Source organism: Streptomyces thermovulgaris, assembly GCF_002155915.1.
Lineage (GTDB): Bacteria > Actinomycetota > Actinomycetes > Streptomycetales > Streptomycetaceae > Streptomyces > Streptomyces thermovulgaris.
The window spans coordinates 14,117-31,004 of sequence record NZ_MUME01000032.1 but is presented as its reverse complement, the minus strand read 5'-3'; the positions used below and the strand labels follow the sequence as shown (position 1 = coordinate 31,004).

Here is a 16,888-nt window from a genome sequence, read left to right as displayed (position 1 = left end):
GCGCAGGGGTCTGGCTGGGGGTGCGGTCGGGAGTGGGGGATCTGGGCCGACGCGTTGAGGCGAAGTCATAGGCCGTGCCTTTGTGGTGTGGCCCGAACCGGACACTTGTTTTCCCGGCCCTACGAAGCCGAGGAGCCGGCCGAGGCGCTGCGCATCCTGGAGGCCGGTGAACCGCGGATGCCCGGCTGCCCCGATGCGGGTGCCCCCTGGCAGCCGAGGGCTCTGCCTGGCCGCTCATCCCGACTCCGCCGCCCGGGTGCTGGGTGCCCGTCTGGTCCGGGACGGCAGGACGCTGTACAGCGTTCCGGACACCCGGGTCATGGCGACGGTCGATGTCCGTCCATGGCTCGGGCAGAAGGTCGGGGCTGTTGTGGCGCATCGCTCCGAGGTGCAGCGGGGAGCTCTGCCGGGCCGGCTCGCCGCTCTCCCGGCGGCCGAGCGGGAGGCGTTGCTGTCCACGGAGTGGTGCATCCGCCGCGGGTCCTCTGGCGCGGAGGGGGTTTGTCAGACGGAACTGACCGTCTGAGCGGGGGTGCGGTGTGTCGGTTCTCGTGCGGCAGAAGGTCGTTCGTTTCCGGAAGTTTTTGTTCCTGGCCGGAAACCGCTGCGTCTTGTCCGTGGCGCGTGTGTTACGTTCCGTGCCGCCTGTGATTGCTGCTTTTCGTGGTCGATTGCTGTCGGCTGCGTGAGCATGGCCGAGCTGTTCCGGCCAAACGGCTTGGTGTTGTTCGGGAGGGGGAATTGATGCTCTCCGGCGTCGATTTCCTGGGCGCGGGGTGTGTTCTCTGACGCTCGTCCGCCACTTGGTGGGCCTTCCGCGGTCGTCGGTCGTTCCGGGACAGGGGAGCGCTCCTGCGGGCTGCGGTTTCGCTGGGCGCCATTTCCAGGGGGAATTCGTGCTCATGCGGACCAAGGTGGCCGTGGCTGCTGGATCGGTGGTCCTCTCCGGTTTCCTCGCCGTTTCGTCGTCGGTGGCAGGGCTTCCGGGTGATGTGCCCGGAGCGGTGTCCGGCGTCCTCACGCCCGAGGAGGAGGCGGCAGTCCGCGCCGAGGTGGATACCGCGGAGAAGGCGGACATGTACTGCAAGGGCAAGAAGGTCGATCCGGCGTCCGGTTGGAGCGGTGCGAAGATCTGTGCCGAGGTGTCCGAGGACGGCACGATGCAGTGCTGACGAGTACCTTGCCGAGCACGCTCCGACGCCGGAGGCCCGACAGGGGGCGCAGGAGGCGCTTGCCGCGAGCATGAAGAAGGACGGGGCGAGCAGTGATCGGGACGCGGCCTGGAAGTAATCGGGCCGCCATCGGTGCTGTGTGCGCCTCCGGCGGGCTGCGAAATGTTCCGGCGGTGTCTGTGGTGGCTGCATTGTGCTCGGTTGAGGGTTCGTCATTTTGATCGGTGCTCGTCCTCGTTCGGGGGGAAAGCCTCGTCCGTGGGTGGTGGCCGGCCGCAGTGCGGGGGCGGGTGTGCGCGTGGGGGGAATCCTGTTCGGTCCCGTCTTTTCTCGGGGGCGGCTGCGGGCGGTGTCCCGATTTCAGGGAGAGCGGCCATTCCTGCGGTGGGAGGTGGAGCGGCAAGGTCGATGGCGTCATCTGACGCAGGGAGGCGATGGGTGCCGGCGCTTCGGGGCGGGGATGCCGGTACCGTGACAGCGCGCATCTCGACCAAGCATGCGACGGAGATCCCAGTGAAGCGCGTCCCCCGCACCGCAGCCGCTCTGATGCCCGGCGTCGTGCTGGCCGGAACCGCTGCCTGCAGCGTCGAAACCACACCGGAGCCCGACAGGATCGCGGTGGTGGGGACTCTGCCCCCGGACACCGACAAGGAGCAGTCGAAGAAGCAGGCCGAGGCCTTCCGCTCCTGGGTCGAAGAACATGGGACGGCTCAGCGGAAGGAGGCGGTGGGACGTGTGGACCGGATCATCGGTGAGTGGAACGAGCACACCGGCAACGCCTGCATCTCCACCGACATCGACGGGGACAGGCTGAAGGACCCGCTGGGAACAGCCACCGCCATCGCCGAGGCCTTCGACGACTGGAAGGACGCAGAGCAGGGGTATGCGCCGGTCTACGACGTCTTCGGCAACATCATGATCGCCAATCACAGGTTCTGAAGACGCACATGAGCATCATCGGGGTCGGTATCGACGTGGCCGAGATCGATCGGTTCGCGGCGTCGCTGGAGCGGACGCCCGGGCTGGCGAAACGGCTGTTCCTGGAGAGCGAGTTGCTGCTGCCCAGCGGGGAGCGGCGGGGGATGGCCTCGCTCGCCGCGCGGTTCGCCGCCAAGGAGGCGCTCGCCAAGGCCCTCGGCGCGCCCGCCGGGCTGCTGTGGACGGACGCCGAGGTGTACGTCGAGGACAGCGGGCGGCCCCGGTTGAGGGTGAAGGGGACCGTGGCGGCACGGGCGGCCGAGCTCGGGGTCACCTCCTGGCATCTCTCGCTGAGCCACGACGCGGGGGTGGCGTCGGCAGTGGTGATCGCGGAGGGATGACCGCCCGGCTCCGTCAACACCCGCCGTGCTCGGTGCGGATGCGGCGGAAGGCGAGGAGGGTGGAGTCGTCCCCCGGGTGCGGCCCGGTCAGGTGATGGACGACGTCGCGGACGTAGGCGTCCAGCGCCTCGTCGCCCGACGGGATGCCGGCGTGGGCGTACGTCTCGGCGGCCCGCAGCAGGCGTTCCGCGTCCCGGTCGGGGTCCGAGGCGCGGTGTTCGACCAGGCCGTCGGAGTAGAGCAGCACCATGTCGCCGGGGTCCAGGAACGTCTCGGCCGCCACGTACTTCTCGTCGGGCAGGACGCCCAGCGGGAGACCGGGCCCGCCCGGCGGCGGGTCGAGCCGGCGTGCCCTTCGGCCGTGGACCAGGACGGGCTGCGGATGGCCGGCGCAGGTCCAGCGCAGCAGGCCGAGGTCGGGGGAGTAGTGGCCGACGACCGCGGTGGCGGTGGACTCGTCGCCGTCGTCGCAGGCCACCGCGTTGAGCCAGGAGGTCAGCAGTTCCACCGGCTCACCGGTGAACGCCAGACCCGTCAGGGCGTAGCGCAGCTTCGCCATCAGGGTGACGGCGTCGAGGCCGTGACCGCGGGCGTCGCCGATCGCGACCAGCACCTGGCCCGTGGGCAGGACGCGGGTCTTGTACCAGTCGCCGCCCACACGGACCGTGGGGGCCTCGGCGTGGTAGGAGACGGACGTCTCGATGCCGTGCCGGGCCAGCTCCGCCGGGAGGCTGGGCAGCACGGCCTTCCGCAGCCGCTCGGCCACCTCGGCGACCGTGTCCGCCCGCTCCCGCTGCGCCCGGGCCTCGGCGACCGCCCGTTCGGCCAGCGCCCGGCTGCGGCGGTCCTCGGTGACGTCGTGGAGCACCGCGCGGACGGTCCACACGGGGCCGCCCCCGGGGCCGACCGGTTCGGCGACGAAGCGGACGATCCGGTTGTACGGCGGAGGAAGGCGCAGCTCGCACTCCGCGACCTCCTGCTCCCGCAGCAGAACGGCGCGCACGGCCCGGTACAGCGGCAGCACGCTGGTCGGCACCACCATGCGGGCCAGCTCCAGCAGGCCGGGCGGCGGCTGCCGGCCGGGCAGGCCGAGGACGTCGCGCAGTTCCGCCGACGCCTCGACCGATCCGTCGCCCAGGTTCCAGTCGACCCAGGAGACCCGCACCAGGTGCTGCGAGGCCCTGCTCCTGCGGGCGCTGCTGCCGCGCTCCCAGGTGAGCAGCAGCACACCGGCGCAGGGCGCCACGCGCACCTCGCCGCTGAGGCGCACCGTCCCTTCGCCGCGTCCGGGCAGCGACCACTCCGCGGCCTCGGGGCCCTGGGGCCTTCCCGTCCGGTGGGCCTCGGCGAGCATCCGGGGCACGACCGTGTCCCCCAGGGTGGGGAAGAGCTCGAACAGGGGCGCCGCACCGGTCCGCGGCGGGAGCCTCTCGGGCGGGAAGCGGTGGACGCAGTAGTCCCAGGCGGCGGCGTTCTGGCCCATGTAGGAGAACCCCGTCACGGAGCCCTTTGCGCCGCGTTCCGGCAGGACCACCATGACGGGAAGCGGCAGGGCGTCCAGCAGCTCCCAGGTCGGGATCTCGGGCAGGGACAGGGGACGCGGGGGCGTACGGGCACCGGGGACCGGGTCCTGTGCGAGCGCGGAGCGGTCGGTGACGTACCGGGCGATCCGCGACCGCTGTTCGGCCAGCAGGGTCTCCAGGGCGTGGAGCCGCCGGTGGAGACGCTCGTTTCCGGATGCCCCGGCCACGTACGGCGCGCCGACCCGCACCGGGTCGTCCGCCATCTTGCCTGCGCTCCTTCCCCCGCGGTGCGGTACCCCGCAGACGTTCGTCCTTTTCGTGCTCGCTTTTCATGCTCGACGACCCGTCGGAGGCGGGCCACTCGGCGGGAGGCGGTGCGCACCGGTCGCCTTCGCGTGCGAGGCCGGGCCGATCCGGGGCAGACTCGACCGCATGCGCATCGGATACAGCGTGGAGACGGTCAGGGCGGCGGAACGCGCGCTCATGGCGAGGCTTCCCGAGGGGGCGCTCATGCAGCGGGCGGCGGCCGGACTCGCCGCCGCGTGCGCGGATCTGCTCGGGCGGGTGTACGGGCGACGGGTGGTGCTGCTGGTCGGCAGCGGCGACAACGGAGGTGACGCCCTGTACGCCGGGGCCCGGCTGGCGCGGCGCGGGGCCGGAGTGGCCGCCGTGCTGCTGGCCCCCGACCGTGCGCACCCCGGCGGTCTTGCCGCGCTGCGCCGGGCGGGCGGAAGCGTGGTCCGGACCGACGCCGCCGAGGCGGCGATCGACCGGGCCGACCTGGTCGTCGACGGCATCGTCGGCATCGGGGGCAAGGGCGGTCTGCGCCCCGAGGCCGCCCCGCTGGCCGAGCGGGCCGCACGCTCACGGGCGGCCGTGGTCGCCGTGGACCTGCCGAGCGGCGTCGAGGCGGACTCCGGCAAGGTGCTCGGCGAGGCCGTCCGCGCCGATCTGACCGTCACCTTCGGCACGTACAAACCGGGACTGCTCATCGACCCGGCGCGCGAGCACGCCGGTACGGTCCGGCTCGTCGACATCGGCCTGGGCCCCGAACTGCCCGACGAGCCCGAGCTGGAGGTGCTGCAGCACACCGACGTGGCCGGCCTGCTGCCGCTGCCGACCGCCGAGAGCGACAAGTACCGGCGCGGGGTCGTCGGCGTCGCCGCGGGCTCGGCCCGCTACCCGGGCGCGGCCGTGCTCGCCGTGGCGGGCGCGCTGCGCGGCGGGGCGGGTGCGGTGCGGTACGTCGGTCCGGCCCGGCGGGAGGTGATCGCCCGTTTCCCGGAGACGCTGGTCTCCGACCAGGGACCGCGCAAGGCGGGGCGGGTGCAGGCCTGGGTGGTGGGACCGGGCGCCGGGGACGACGCCGCGACCGTCGCGGAGGTGCTGGAGACGGACGTCCCCGTCCTGATCGACGCGGACGGTCTGCGCCTGGCCGACCGCGACGCCGTACGGGCCCGTACCGCCCCCACCCTGATGACCCCGCACGCCGGGGAGGCCGCCGCCCTGCTCGGCACGACCCGTGAGGAGGTCGAGGGATCCCGGCTGTCCTCCGTGCGCGAGCTCGCCGCCCGCTACCGGGCGACCGTCCTTCTCAAGGGCTCGACCACCCTGGTCGCCGACCCGGACGGCGGTCCCGTGCGCGTCAACCCGACCGGCACCCCGTGGCTCGCCACCGCCGGCAGCGGTGACGTCCTGTCGGGCCTGGCCGGCTCCCTGCTGGCGGCCGGCCTGACCGCCCGGGACGCCGGCAGTGTGGCCGCCTATCTGCACGGTCTCGCCGGCCGCCTCGCCGCCCGGGGCGCCCCGGTGGGCGCCCACGAGGTGGCGGAGGCCGTCCCGGAGGCATGGCGGGACGTGCGGGGCCGGACCGGGGAATAGTGCATCCACCGGCATCCGGCCCGCGCCGCCGGATGCCGCCCGTCGTCCCCGACGGCACCCGAAGGGAGCGAAGCCGTTGACCACGCACACCGGTCCGGTCGACCACGAGCTCGTCGAGGCCGCCGCCCGCGTCGCCCGCACCCGCTGCCGGGGCGACCACCACACCATGGCCGCGGCGGGCCGCGCCCGGGACGGGCGGATCGTGACCGCCGTGAACGCCTATCACTTCACCGGGGGCCCGTGCGCCGAGATGGTCCTGATCGGTGCGGCGGCCGCCCAGGGCGTGTACGAGCTGGACACGGTCGTCGCCGTGGGCGACCGCGGACGCGGCGTCGTTCCCCCGTGCGGCCGGTGCCGCCAGGTGCTCGCCGACTACTTCCCCGCCCTGCGGGTCGTCGTCGGCAACGGCGACGACACCCGGACCGTGCCCGTGGTCGACCTGCTCCCCGAGCGCTACGTCTGGACGGACCGCCCGGGCGGCACCGGCTGACCCCGGCCGGAAGGGCGCCTCTGCCCCCGCACGCGTCCGCCACGGACCGGGTGCGGAGGGGACGCGGAGGGCCTTTGAGACACTGGGGCGCGATGAACGAGACAGCACAACCGCGGCCGGCGCCGTTGCGCGCCCGCGCCGAGATCGACCTGGCCGCAGTACGGGCCAACGTACGGGCCCTTCGCGACCGGACGCCCGGCGCGGCCCTCATGGCCGTGGTGAAGTCCGACGCCTACGGCCACGGCGCCGTCCCGTGCGCCCGTGCGGCCGTCGCCGCCGGGGCGACCTGGCTCGGCACCGCCACACCGGAGGAGGCCTTCGCCCTGCGGGACGCCGGGCTGTCGCCCGAGCAGGTGCGGATCATGTGCTGGCTGTGGACGCCCGGCGGACCCTGGCAGAAGGCCATCGAGGCCGACCTCGACGTGTCCGTGAGCGGGACGTGGGCGCTGGAGGAGGTCCGGGAGGCGGCGCGTGCCGCGGGCCGGCCGGCGCGGGTCCAGCTCAAGGCCGACACCGGCCTCGGACGCAACGGCTGCCAGCACGCCGACTGGGCCGGCCTCGTCACCGAGGCCCTGCGCGCCGAGGCCGAGGGACTGATCCGCGTCACCGGGCTGTGGTCCCACTTCGCCTGCGCCGACGAGCCGGGGCACCCCTCCATCGCCGCCCAGCTCGACCGCTTCCGCGAGATGGTCGCGCACGCCGAACGGCTCGGCGTGCGCCCCGAGGTGCGGCACATCGCCAACTCGCCCGCCGCGCTCACCCTCCCCGAGGCCCGCTTCGACCTCGTACGCTCCGGGATCGCCCTCTACGGCATCTCGCCCAGCGCCGAGATCGGCACCCCGGTGGACCTCGGGCTGCGCCCCGCCATGACCCTGTCCGCCTCGCTGGCCCTGGTCAAGCGCGTCCCCGGAGGGCACGGCGTCAGCTACGGGCACCACTACGTCACCCCCGGCCCGACCACCCTCGGGCTGGTGCCCGTCGGCTACGCGGACGGCATTCCGCGCCATGCCTCCGGCACCGGGCCGGTCCTGATCGGCGGCAAGTGGCGTACGGTCGCGGGCCGGGTCGCCATGGACCAGTTCGTGGTGGACCTGGGCGGCGACGAGCCCGAGGTCGGCTCCGAGGTGGTGCTCTTCGGGCCGGGCGACCGCGGTGAGCCCACCGCCGAGGACTGGGCCCAGGCCGCCGGCACCATCGCGTACGAGATCGTCACCCGGATCGGGACGCGCGTCCCCCGCGTCCATCTGAACGAGCAGTAGCGGGGGAAGCGGGCAGAACAAGGAAGAGCGGGCAGGAGCGGCAAGGAGAGCGGGGGAGCGGGCCGTGCGCGGCGGCCCGTGCGAACGGCAGGACGGCACAAAAGGGGAGCGGGCAGGTGAGCAGGAGCAGCGCGGTCGCGAAGGCCACCGAGGGGGTGGCCGGCGGCTGGCGCAGGGCGACCGGCATCGCGGGCGCCGCGATAGGCGTGGTGGCGGCGGGCGCGGCGGTCGGCGTCGCCATCGAGCGGATGACCGTCGGCCGCGGGATGCGCCGGAAGGCCCGGCTCGCCCTGGACTCGCTGGGCCCCTACGGCGCCCTGCGCGGCACCCCCGGCTGGGCCGTGGCCGACGACGGCACCGAGCTGTACTACGAGGTCGACGACATCGACCCGGACGTGGATCCCGGCCCGCGCCGCCGGCGGCTCTTCGGCCGCAAGTCCCCCGCCCCCGTCACCGTCGTCTTCAGCCACGGCTACTGCCTCAACCAGGACTCCTGGCACTTCCAGCGTGCGGCGCTGCGCGGTGTCGTACGGACCGTGCACTGGGACCAGCGCAGCCACGGCCGCTCCGGGCGCAGCGCCACCCGCGCGGGCGAGGGCGCGCCGCTGAGCATCGACCAGCTGGGCCGCGATCTGAAGGCGGTGATCGACGCCGCCGTGCCCGAGGGGCCGATCGTGCTGGTCGGGCACTCCATGGGCGGCATGACCGTGATGGCCCTCGCCGCCCAGTACCCCGAGCTGATCCGTGAGCGGGTCGTCGCCACCGCCTTCGTGGGCACGTCCTCCGGGCGGCTCGGCGAGGTCAACTTCGGGCTGCCGGTGGCCGGGGTCAACGCGGTGCGCAGGATCCTCCCCGGGGTGCTGAAGGTGCTCGGGCAGCGGGCCGAGCTGGTGGAGAAGGGGCGGCAGGCCGCCGCGGACCTGTTCGCCGGGGTCATCAAGCGGTACTCGTTCGCCGGCCGGGACGTCGACCCGGCCGTCGCCCGGTTCGCCGAGCGGATGATCGAGAGCACGCCGATCGACGTGGTCGCCGAGTTCTACCCGGCCTTCACCGACCACGACAAGACCGAGGCACTGGCCCTGTTCCGGGACATGCCGGTGCTCGTCCTGGCCGGGGTGGAGGACCTGGTCACGCCCAGCGAGCACAGCGAGGCGATCGCCGACCGGCTCCCCGACGCGGAGCTGGTGCTGGTCCCGGACGCCGGGCACCTGGTGATCCTGGAGCACCCGGAGGTCGTCACCGACCGCCTCGCCGATCTGCTCGTCCGCGCCGGTGCGGTCCCGGCAGGCACTACCGTGGGCAAGTATGGAAGCAGCAGCACCGCCCACCCCGGCTGACCCGGCCTTTGTCGAGATCACCGTCAACTCCCCGGAGCAGATGCAGCAGCTCGGCCGCCGTCTGGCCAAGCTGCTGCGCGCCGGTGACCTCGTGATGCTCAACGGGGAGCTCGGCGCGGGCAAGACCACGCTGACCCGCGGACTCGGCGAGGGCCTGGGCGTACGCGGTGCCGTCACCTCGCCGACCTTCGTGATCGCCCGTGTGCACCCGTCCCTCGGGGACGGCCCGCCGCTCGTCCATGTCGACGCCTACCGGCTGTCCGGCGGGCTGGAGGAGATGGAGGACCTGGACCTCGACGTGTCGCTGCCGGAGTCGGTGGTCGTCGTGGAGTGGGGCGAGGGCAAGGTCGAGGAGCTGTCCGACGACCGGCTGCAGGTCGTGATCCACCGGACGGTCGGCACCGCGCCGGCCTTTGACGCCCCCGGCGCCGGCGAGGCGGGCGCGGACGGGGTGCGGCAGGTGACGGTGACCGGGATCGGGGACCGGTGGGCAGCCGTCGACCTGGGGGTTCTCACCGCCTGAGCCTCCCGTGCGGACTTTCCGGCGGCAGGGCGGCGGCCGTTTGTTGCATCGGGTGCGCCCGACGTGGTCCCATGGTGTCCCGCTCGTAGTTAGGTATACCTAACTACGTCCGTCCCCGTCCGAGGAGGCGTCCATGCCGGCCAGGAAGAGCGCCAGGGAGAACGCCACGAAGAGCATCGTGGAGAACGCCGGACGGCGGCACCGGTATGCGGCCGGCGGTGTGTCCATGCGGGACCTGCTGGCCTCCTGCGCCGCCGCGGACGCGGTCTCCCGCCCGCCGCACGCCCCAAAGCCGGCGGACCCCCGGACGGCGAGGGGGCACCACCGGGCGGCGTGACCCCGCGCGACCGGTACGGCCGGCGCCGTACCTACCGGACGACGACGACCTTCTGGCCGACCGGCGCGAACATCCACATCGCCTCGCCGTCCGCCCGCGACTCGCGGATGCCGCCGGTCCGCACCGCCCGGCGGGGCGCCGGCGTGGAGCCGTCCACGGCCGCGCTGAAGCCGATCACCACCCCGTCCACGCTGGTGAAGCGCACCACGTGCTCGACGGGGACGCCGTCGGTCCCGGTGGTCGCCTTCGTCCGGGAGGTGACGGTGTAGGTCCCCGGGGGCGGGTCGACGCTGCCGGGGGTGACCTTGAAGGTGTTCCGCACCTCGCCGTCCGGGCCGACCAGCCACACCCGGTCGTCGCCCACCGAGTACACGACCCGCTCACCGGTGCCGGAGCCGGCGGGCGGCGGGACGGGGGGCCGCCCGGCACGGGGCGTCCCGGTGGGGCTCGCCGCGGGCGTCGCCGAGGCACCGGGGGTGCCGCGCAGGTCCTGCGGAATGTTCGCCCGCGCCTGGTGGGCGAGAAAGCCGACCACGGCGAGGGCGACGGCGGTGAGCCCGGCCACGAATCCCGAGCTGCTCCTTGCCACGGTCGTCCACCTCTGCGTCGGTCGTCTGCGTCGGTCTCTGTGTCGGTCGTATGAGCTGTATGAACGGTATGAGCGGTGTGCGGTGACGGTAGCAGCCGGAGGCCGTCCTTCCGGGGCGGCGGTGCGGGGCCCGCCGGAGCCGTACGCTGTTTGCGTGCTCTTGCTCGCTCTGGATACCGCCACCCCCGCCATCACCGTCGCGCTGCACGACGGTACGGCCGTCATCGCCTCCTCCACCCAGGTGGACGCACGCCGGCACGGAGAGCTTCTGCTGCCGGCCGTCGACCGGCTGCTCGCCGAGGCCGGGCTCGGACTGGACGCCGTCACCGGCATCGTGGCCGGCATCGGGCCGGGCCCCTACACCGGGCTGCGGGTCGGGCTGATGACCGCCGACACCTTCGGGCTCGCGCTCGGGGTCCCCGTGTACGGCGTGTGCACCCTCGACGGCCTCGCCTACGCCACCGACATCGACGGTCCCTTCGTCGTGGCGACCGACGCCCGCCGCAAGGAGGTCTACTGGGCCCGCTACGCCGACTCCCGCACCCGTGTCACCGGCCCGTCCGTCGACCGGCCCGCCGACATCGCCGACGAGGTCGCCGGACTGCCCGCGGTCGGGGCGGGCGCGCTGCTGTATCCCGACACGTTCCCGCAGGCGCACGAGCCCCAGCACGTGTCGGCCGCCGCCCTCGCCTCGCTGGCCGCCGAGCGGCTGGCCGCCGGCGAGGAGCTGCCCGCTCCCCGGCCGCTGTATCTGCGCCGGCCGGACGCCCAGGTGCCCAAGAGCTACAAGGTGGTCACTCCGAAGTGACGCGAGAAGCGACGGAACGGACGACGACCGGGTCGGCGGACTGCGTGGTGCGCGAGATGCGCTGGTGGGACATCGAGCCGGTGATGGAGCTGGAGAAGGACCTGTTCCCGCAGGACGCCTGGTCCCGGGGCATGTTCTGGTCCGAGCTGGCGCACTCCCGGGGCCCGGGGGCGACCCGCCGGTACGTGGTCGCCGAGGAGGACGGCCGGATCGTCGGGTACGCCGGGCTGGTGGTCTCCGGCGATCAGGGGGATGTGCAGACCATCGCCGTCGCCCGGGACCACTGGGGCACGGGGCTCGGCTCCCGGCTGCTCACCGAGCTGCTGCGGGCCGCGACCGCGTTCGAGTGCGCCGAGGTGCTGCTCGAGTGCCGGGTGGACAATGTGCGCGCCCAGAAGCTCTACGAGCGCTTCGGCTTCGAGCCGATCGGCATCCGGCGCGGCTACTACCAGCCGGGGAACGTCGACGCCCTGGTGATGCGCCTGCGCATGGCGTCCGACGGCGACTGCGCGGACGCGACCTCCCTCGACGGTGGACAAGGAACCGAGATTCATGACTGACATGCGGGACGAGCCGCTCGTCCTCGGCATCGAGACCTCCTGCGACGAGACCGGCGTCGGCATCGTCCGCGGCACGACGCTCCTGGCCGACGCCGTCGCCTCCAGCGTCGACGAGCACGCCCGCTTCGGCGGTGTCGTCCCGGAGGTGGCCTCCCGGGCCCATCTGGAGGCGATGGTGCCGACCATCGAGCGTGCGCTGAAGCAGGCGGGCGTGAGCGCCAAGGACCTGGACGGCATCGCGGTGACCGCCGGACCGGGACTGGCGGGCGCGCTGCTCGTGGGCGTCTCGGCGGCCAAGGCGTACGCCTACGCCCTGGGCAAGCCGCTGTACGGCGTCAACCACCTGGCCTCGCACATCTGCGTGGACCAGCTGGAGCACGGCCCGCTGCCGGAGCCGACGATGGCGCTGCTGGTGAGCGGCGGCCACTCCTCGCTGCTGCTGTCCGCGGACATCACCTCGGACGTACGGCCCATGGGGGCGACGATCGACGACGCGGCGGGCGAGGCCTTCGACAAGATCGCGCGCGTGCTGAACCTGGGCTTCCCGGGCGGGCCGGTGATCGACCGGTACGCACGGGAGGGCGACCCGGAGGCCATCAACTTCCCGCGCGGGCTGACCGGGCCGCGCGACCCGGCGTACGACTTCTCCTTCTCCGGGCTGAAGACCGCGGTGGCCCGCTGGATCGAGGCCAAGCGGGCGGCGGGGGAGGAGGTCCCGGTCCGCGACGTGGCGGCCTCCTTCCAGGAGGCGGTGGTGGACGTGCTGACCCGCAAGGCCGTACGGGCCTGCCGCGACGAGGGCGTCGACCATCTGATGATCGGCGGCGGGGTGGCCGCGAACTCGCGGCTGAGGGCGCTGGCCCAGGAGCGCTGCGAGGCGGCCGGGATCCGGCTGCGGGTGCCGCGGCCCAAGCTGTGCACGGACAACGGGGCCATGGTGGCGGCGCTGGGCGCGGAGATGATCCGCCGGGGACGCCCGGCCTCCGGCTGGGACCTGTCGGCGGACTCCTCCCTGCCGGTGACGCAGACGCATGTGCCGGGAGACGGCCACGACCATGTGCACGAGCTCAGCAAGGAGAACCTGTACTCGTGACGGTTGCGCTGATGTGGGAGGCCCGGGCGGCCGAGGGCCGGGGGGAGGACCTCCTGGCCTGGGTGCGGCGGCAGGGGCTCGAACGGGAACCGCTGCGCCGGGAGACCTTCCGCGCCCCGCAGGACCGGGTGCTGGTCATCACCTGGTGGGACGCGGAGTACGACGCCAAGCTGCCCGAACTTCCCGAGCCGGACAGTGAATTGGTGAGGCGTCCGGTGCACCGGTGGCGGTTCGAGTCGGTCGGGACGGAGACGGGCTCCTGATTGGCCGTCCGCCCGCCGGATGCGCTATGATCATCACACGCAAGCGGCCAACAGAGGCCGGAAAGCGGTGCGTTGGTGGTCTAAGGCAAGACGCCCCGCCTCCCGCGGGGAGATGCAGGTGCAAGGCCTGCCCAGCGCTCGACGGAACCCCGTCCCCGGTTCTCCGGGGACGGGGTCTTTTCATGCCTCGACCCGCTCGGCCGACGTCCGGTCCGGCGGGGTGACTCCTTTCGGACCGGCGGGCTTCGCCCCGGCTCCGTCACGGGTTCCGTCCCCGCCGTCGTCCGACCGGAAGACCGGAGCTGTGCCCCCGCCGTCGTGCTGCCGGGTCTCCTGCGGGGCCGGGACACGCGCCTTCGGCGCCGGACGCCGGGACGGCCGGCTGGTCCGGCGCCGAAGGCGCATCGTCCTCCAGGACGGCGGGGAGAGAAGTCCCCCGACGGGCAGGTCAGTTCACCGCCGCGGTCTCCGTCTCGCAGCGCAGCCGCCGGTCCTGGCCCAGTTCCCTCACCGGACCCGTCAGGGTCAGGCGGGCGGTGTGGCGGACGTCCGCCGACGAGGCGGCCAGACGCAGTTCCAGGGCGCCCGGCTCGACCACCCGGCGTCCCTCGCGGTCGGTGAACGCCGACAGGTCCGCGTGGAACCGGAAGGTCACCCGGCGGGACTCGCCGGGGGCCAGCTCCAGCCGCTCGTAGCCGATCAGACGCATGTCCGGGCGGGTCACCGACGCCACCGGGTCGTGCAGATACAGCTGCACGACCTCCGCCCCGGCCCGGTCACCGGCGTTGCGGACGGTCAGCGAGAGCGCGTACGAGCCGTCCGTGCCGATCTCGGTGACCTCGTCGCCCCGGAAGTCGGACCACTCGAACGCCGTGTACGACAGGCCGTGCCCGAACGGGTACAGCGGCGTCGGGTCCAGACTGCTCACCTCCCCCGCCAGGCCCAGCGGCGGCTGGAGGTACGTCCACGGCTGGCCCCCCGGCTCGCGCGGCACGCTCACCGGCAGCCGGCCCGAGGGGTTCACCCGGCCCGACAGGACGCCCGCCACCGCGGGGCCGCCCTCCTCGCCCGGGAAGAACGCCTGGACGACGGCGCCCAGACGGCCCTCCCAGCGGCCGAGGGCGTAGGGACGGCCGGTCAGCAGGACCAGCACCACCGGTACGCCCGTCGCCACCAGCGCGTCCAGCAGCTCGCCCTGGACACCGGGCAGGTTCAGGTCCGCCACGTCGCAGCCCTCGCCCGAGGTGCCCCGGCCGAACAGGCCCGAGCGGTCGCCCAGGACCGCCACGCACACATCCGCCTCCCGCGCCCGTGCGACCGCCTCCGCGAAGCCGGAGGTGTCCGGGCCGGACACGTCGCAGCCCTCCGTGAACGTCACCTTCGCATCGGGCATTTCGGTGCGCAGCGCCTCGAGCAGCGTGGGGATCTCGACGCCCATGGGCACCTCGGGGTGCTGGGTGCCCACATGGGAGGGGAAGGAGTAGCAGCCCAGCATCGCCAGGGCGTCCGCCGCCCGGGGGCCGACCACCGCGATCCGGGCGTCCGGCGACAGCGGCAGCACCCCGCCCGGGTTGCTCAGCAGCACCACCGACTCCTCGGCCAGGCGGCGGGCCACGGCCCGGTTGCCCGCCGAGTCCAGGTCGATCGACTCCGTGGGGACGTCGGGGCTCCAGTCCTCGTCCAGCAGGCCCAGTTCGCACTTCTGCAGCAGGACGCGACGGGCCGCGCGGTCCACCAGCGACTCCGGGATCGTGCCCTCGCGCACCGCCGCCACCAGGTCCTTGCCGTAGCACTTCAGCGTCGGCAGCTCGACGTCGATGCCGGCGTCCAGGGCCAGACGGGCGGACTCCACCGTGCTGTCCGCCACCCGGTGCAGGGTCTGCAGGAAGTCGATGCCGAAGTAGTCCGAGACCACCGTGCCCGTGAAGCCCCACTGCTCGCGCAGCAGGTCGGTGAGCAGACGGGTGTCCGCGGAGGCCGGGACGCCGTCCGTCTCCGTGTACGCCGCCATCACCGAGCGCGCGCCGCCCTCGCGCAGCGCCATCTCGAAGGGCGGGAGCGTGATGTCGGCGAACTCCCGGGTGCCGGCCCGCACCGGGGCCAGGTTGCGGGCGCCCGCCGAGGAGGCGTACCCGGCGAAGTGCTTCAGCGTGGCGACGATCCCCGCCGACTCCAGTCCCCGCACATAGGCGGTGCCGATCGTGCCGACCAGGTACGGGTCCTCGCCGATGGTCTCCTCGACCCGGCCCCACCGCAGATCGCGGACCACGTCCAGGACCGGGGCCAGGCCCTGGTGCACTCCCACGGAGCGCAGGTCCCGGCCGATGCGGGCGGCCATCTCCTCCACCAGGGCCGGGTCGAAGGTGGCGCCCCAGGCCAGGGGGACCGGGTAGGCGGTCGCCTTCCAGGCCGTGAAGCCGGCCAGGCACTCCTCGTGGGCGATCGCGGGAATGCCGAAGCGGCCGGCCTCGATGATGCGGCGCTGGGCGCGGGCCAGTGCCTGCGCGCCCAGCGCCGGGTCCACGGGGGCGGTGCCGAAGGAACGGGTGAGCTGACCGAGGCCGAGCGTGATCAGCTCGTCCCAGTCGTAGTCCGTGTTCATCGCCTGCTGGTGCGGGGCGACACCGTTGCCGTCCGTCGCGGCTCCCACCCATACGCCGTACAGCTGGGCGGTCTTCTCCTCCAGCGTCATCCGGGAGAGCAGGTCGTCGACGCGGGCGGCGGCGGGCAGGGCGGAATCGCGCCAGGGGACGGTGGTCATGGAGCTCCTGTCAGGGATGTCGGGGGGAAGGTCGGGGAGGTTCGGGGAAGAGGGGGTCACTTGCCGCCCACGCCCATCAGGCCGTCCACGAGGGCACGCCGGGCCAGCAGATAGACGACGAAGATCGGGACGCCGGAGAGGACGACGGAGGCGAGCAGGGCGGGGATGTTCACGCCGAACTGGCTCACGTAGTTGAACAGACCGAGGGTCAGCACACGCGGGCCGTCGGACTGGGTGAAGATCAGCGGGAAGAGGAAGCCGTTCCAGGCCTGGAGGGCGGAGTAGATGACGACCGTGCTGATGCCGCCCTTGGCCAGCGGGATGACCAGCTGGAACAGCATCCGGGTGGGGGAGGCGCCGTCCAGGGCCATCGCCTCGTACAGCTCCTCGGAGATGTCCCGCAGGGTGCCGGTGAGGACGAGCACCGACACCGGCATCGCGAAGGCCGCCGTCGGCAGGATGATCGCGAGCAGGCTGTCGTAGAGGTTCAGCTTGGCGATCATCAGATAGAGGGGGACGACCACCGCCTGCGCGGGGATGGCCACCCCCAGCAGGAACATCCGGAAGGCCGTGTTCGACCAGAAGGTGCGGGAGCGTACGGCGACATAGGCGAGCGGGACGCACAGCACGAGGACGATCGCCACGACCGCCGCCGCGACGATCGCCGTGTTGGCGAGGAAGTGGCCGAAGCCGCTGTTCAGGACGGTGCGGTAGTTCTCCAGGGTCGGATGGGAGGGCGGCTTGAGGGCGTTGTGGCCCAGCGCCTCGTCCTGGTGGGCCAGCGAGGTGGTGATCATCGCGTAGACGGGGATGATCACCACGGCCAGCCAGATCGCCGAGCCCAGCCCGGCCAGCAGGTTCGGGCGCTCGGTCCGGCGCCGTCGGTGCACCGGGGCCGCGGCCCTCGGCGGCTTCGTCGGCGCCGGTGCGGGACGGTGCGGCCGTGTGGCGTGTGACGTCGCGTGGGACATGT

18 protein-coding genes are annotated in these 16,888 nt (G+C 73.4%); 13 read left to right on the top strand and 5 right to left on the bottom strand.

Annotation, left to right across the window (positions count from 1 at the left end; translation table 11 throughout):
• The first annotated feature begins 193 nt into the window (after positions 1-193).
• The 4 genes from CCN35_RS03780 to CCN35_RS03770 all read left to right on the top strand — a co-directional run bounded on the left by CCN35_RS03780 (position 194) and on the right by CCN35_RS03770 (position 2,491).
• Complete coding sequence (locus tag CCN35_RS03780; RefSeq protein ID WP_211285486.1) at positions 194-526, top strand: hypothetical protein; 333 nt, start codon at positions 194-196, stop codon at positions 524-526.
• Between the two features lie 376 nt (positions 527-902).
• A complete protein-coding gene (locus CCN35_RS28025; protein WP_143631367.1) occupies positions 903-1,172 on the top strand; it encodes a hypothetical protein in 270 nt (89 codons plus the stop codon).
• A 513-nt stretch (positions 1,173-1,685) separates the two neighbouring features.
• Entirely contained in the window at positions 1,686-2,111 is a 426-nt protein-coding gene (locus CCN35_RS03775) for a hypothetical protein (RefSeq protein WP_245862995.1), read from the top strand.
• A gap of 8 nt (positions 2,112-2,119) precedes the next feature.
• Positions 2,120-2,491, top strand: a complete 372-nt coding sequence (locus CCN35_RS03770; RefSeq protein WP_067397089.1) for a holo-ACP synthase — start codon at positions 2,120-2,122, stop codon at positions 2,489-2,491.
• A 13-nt stretch (positions 2,492-2,504) separates the two neighbouring features.
• Here CCN35_RS03770 and CCN35_RS03765 read toward each other — a convergent pair whose 3' ends face one another.
• The gene (locus CCN35_RS03765) at positions 2,505-4,277 is read right to left on the bottom strand and encodes a PP2C family protein-serine/threonine phosphatase (protein ID WP_086791497.1); all 1,773 of its coding nucleotides are present in this window, start codon (positions 4,275-4,277) and stop codon (positions 2,505-2,507) included.
• 169 nt (positions 4,278-4,446) lie between these two features.
• Here CCN35_RS03765 and CCN35_RS03760 point away from each other — a divergent pair, with 169 nt between their 5' ends.
• The 5 genes from CCN35_RS03760 to tsaE all read left to right on the top strand — a co-directional run bounded on the left by CCN35_RS03760 (position 4,447) and on the right by tsaE (position 9,504).
• Complete coding sequence (locus CCN35_RS03760) at positions 4,447-5,895, top strand: NAD(P)H-hydrate dehydratase (RefSeq protein WP_086791495.1); 1,449 nt, start codon at positions 4,447-4,449, stop codon at positions 5,893-5,895.
• A 76-nt stretch (positions 5,896-5,971) separates the two neighbouring features.
• Entirely contained in the window at positions 5,972-6,385 is a 414-nt protein-coding gene (locus CCN35_RS03755; RefSeq protein ID WP_067397092.1) for a cytidine deaminase family protein, read from the top strand.
• A gap of 92 nt (positions 6,386-6,477) precedes the next feature.
• Positions 6,478-7,644 (top strand): alanine racemase, encoded by a 1,167-nt coding sequence (gene alr / locus CCN35_RS03750; RefSeq protein WP_067397093.1) that lies wholly within the window; start codon positions 6,478-6,480, stop codon positions 7,642-7,644.
• Positions 7,645-7,760: 116 nt separating this feature from the next.
• Positions 7,761-8,981 (top strand): alpha/beta fold hydrolase, encoded by a 1,221-nt coding sequence (locus CCN35_RS03745; protein WP_067397094.1) that lies wholly within the window; start codon positions 7,761-7,763, stop codon positions 8,979-8,981.
• The gene (tsaE, locus tag CCN35_RS03740; RefSeq protein WP_067397095.1) at positions 8,950-9,504 is read left to right on the top strand and encodes a tRNA (adenosine(37)-N6)-threonylcarbamoyltransferase complex ATPase subunit type 1 TsaE; all 555 of its coding nucleotides are present in this window, start codon (positions 8,950-8,952) and stop codon (positions 9,502-9,504) included. Before CCN35_RS03745 ends, tsaE begins: the two co-directional genes overlap by 32 nt.
• A gap of 99 nt (positions 9,505-9,603) precedes the next feature.
• On the opposite strand, the gene CCN35_RS29920 is transcribed toward tsaE, so the two are convergent.
• Together CCN35_RS29920 and CCN35_RS03730 are read right to left on the bottom strand one after the other, a co-directional pair.
• On the bottom strand, positions 9,604-9,732 hold the full coding sequence (locus CCN35_RS29920; RefSeq protein ID WP_281254792.1) for a hypothetical protein: 129 nt from the start codon (positions 9,730-9,732) through the stop codon (positions 9,604-9,606).
• A 140-nt stretch (positions 9,733-9,872) separates the two neighbouring features.
• A complete protein-coding gene (locus tag CCN35_RS03730; protein WP_201450879.1) occupies positions 9,873-10,430 on the bottom strand; it encodes a hypothetical protein in 558 nt (185 codons plus the stop codon).
• A gap of 154 nt (positions 10,431-10,584) precedes the next feature.
• Here CCN35_RS03730 and tsaB point away from each other — a divergent pair, with 154 nt between their 5' ends.
• From tsaB to CCN35_RS03710, 4 genes are read left to right on the top strand one after another with little or no spacing between them, the layout of a single operon-like run.
• The gene (gene tsaB / locus CCN35_RS03725; RefSeq protein WP_067397098.1) at positions 10,585-11,238 is read left to right on the top strand and encodes a tRNA (adenosine(37)-N6)-threonylcarbamoyltransferase complex dimerization subunit type 1 TsaB; all 654 of its coding nucleotides are present in this window, start codon (positions 10,585-10,587) and stop codon (positions 11,236-11,238) included.
• A gap of 56 nt (positions 11,239-11,294) precedes the next feature.
• Complete coding sequence (gene rimI, locus CCN35_RS03720) at positions 11,295-11,798, top strand: ribosomal protein S18-alanine N-acetyltransferase (RefSeq protein WP_067397122.1); 504 nt, start codon at positions 11,295-11,297, stop codon at positions 11,796-11,798.
• On the top strand, positions 11,791-12,891 hold the full coding sequence (tsaD, locus tag CCN35_RS03715) for a tRNA (adenosine(37)-N6)-threonylcarbamoyltransferase complex transferase subunit TsaD (RefSeq protein ID WP_067397099.1): 1,101 nt from the start codon (positions 11,791-11,793) through the stop codon (positions 12,889-12,891). The genes rimI and tsaD overlap by 8 nt, the downstream gene beginning before the upstream one ends.
• Positions 12,888-13,154 (top strand): hypothetical protein, encoded by a 267-nt coding sequence (locus CCN35_RS03710; protein ID WP_067397100.1) that lies wholly within the window; start codon positions 12,888-12,890, stop codon positions 13,152-13,154. Before tsaD ends, CCN35_RS03710 begins: the two co-directional genes overlap by 4 nt.
• A 448-nt stretch (positions 13,155-13,602) precedes the next feature.
• Here the strand turns inward: CCN35_RS03710 and CCN35_RS03700 are convergent, their stop codons facing one another.
• On the bottom strand, positions 13,603-15,915 hold the full coding sequence (locus CCN35_RS03700; RefSeq protein ID WP_086791493.1) for a beta-xylosidase/alpha-l-arabinosidase: 2,313 nt from the start codon (positions 15,913-15,915) through the stop codon (positions 13,603-13,605).
• 56 nt (positions 15,916-15,971) lie between these two features.
• The gene (locus CCN35_RS03695) at positions 15,972-16,886 is read right to left on the bottom strand and encodes a carbohydrate ABC transporter permease (protein ID WP_079129830.1); all 915 of its coding nucleotides are present in this window, start codon (positions 16,884-16,886) and stop codon (positions 15,972-15,974) included.
• Positions 16,887-16,888 lie beyond the last annotated feature (2 nt).

Excerpts from the sequence above, each read along its gene's own strand:
- CCN35_RS03780 (WP_211285486.1), top strand. The coding sequence starts at position 194 with ATGCGGGTGCCCCCTGGCAGCCGAGGGCTCTGCCTGGCCGCTCATCCC.
- CCN35_RS28025 (WP_143631367.1), top strand. The coding sequence starts at position 903 with ATGCGGACCAAGGTGGCCGTGGCTGCTGGATCGGTGGTCCTCTCCGGT.
- CCN35_RS03770 (WP_067397089.1), top strand. The coding sequence starts at position 2,120 with ATGAGCATCATCGGGGTCGGTATCGACGTGGCCGAGATCGATCGGTTC.
- CCN35_RS03765 (WP_086791497.1), bottom strand. The coding sequence starts at position 4,277 with ATGGCGGACGACCCGGTGCGGGTCGGCGCGCCGTACGTGGCCGGGGCA.
- CCN35_RS03760 (WP_086791495.1), top strand. The coding sequence starts at position 4,447 with ATGCGCATCGGATACAGCGTGGAGACGGTCAGGGCGGCGGAACGCGCG.
- alr (WP_067397093.1), top strand. The coding sequence starts at position 6,478 with ATGAACGAGACAGCACAACCGCGGCCGGCGCCGTTGCGCGCCCGCGCC.
- tsaE (WP_067397095.1), top strand. The coding sequence starts at position 8,950 with ATGGAAGCAGCAGCACCGCCCACCCCGGCTGACCCGGCCTTTGTCGAG.
- CCN35_RS29920 (WP_281254792.1), bottom strand. The coding sequence starts at position 9,732 with ATGGACACACCGCCGGCCGCATACCGGTGCCGCCGTCCGGCGTTCTCC.
- rimI (WP_067397122.1), top strand. The coding sequence starts at position 11,295 with ATGCGCTGGTGGGACATCGAGCCGGTGATGGAGCTGGAGAAGGACCTG.
- tsaD (WP_067397099.1), top strand. The coding sequence starts at position 11,791 with ATGACTGACATGCGGGACGAGCCGCTCGTCCTCGGCATCGAGACCTCC.
- CCN35_RS03700 (WP_086791493.1), bottom strand. The coding sequence starts at position 15,915 with ATGACCACCGTCCCCTGGCGCGATTCCGCCCTGCCCGCCGCCGCCCGC.
- CCN35_RS03695 (WP_079129830.1), bottom strand. The coding sequence starts at position 16,886 with ATGTCCCACGCGACGTCACACGCCACACGGCCGCACCGTCCCGCACCG.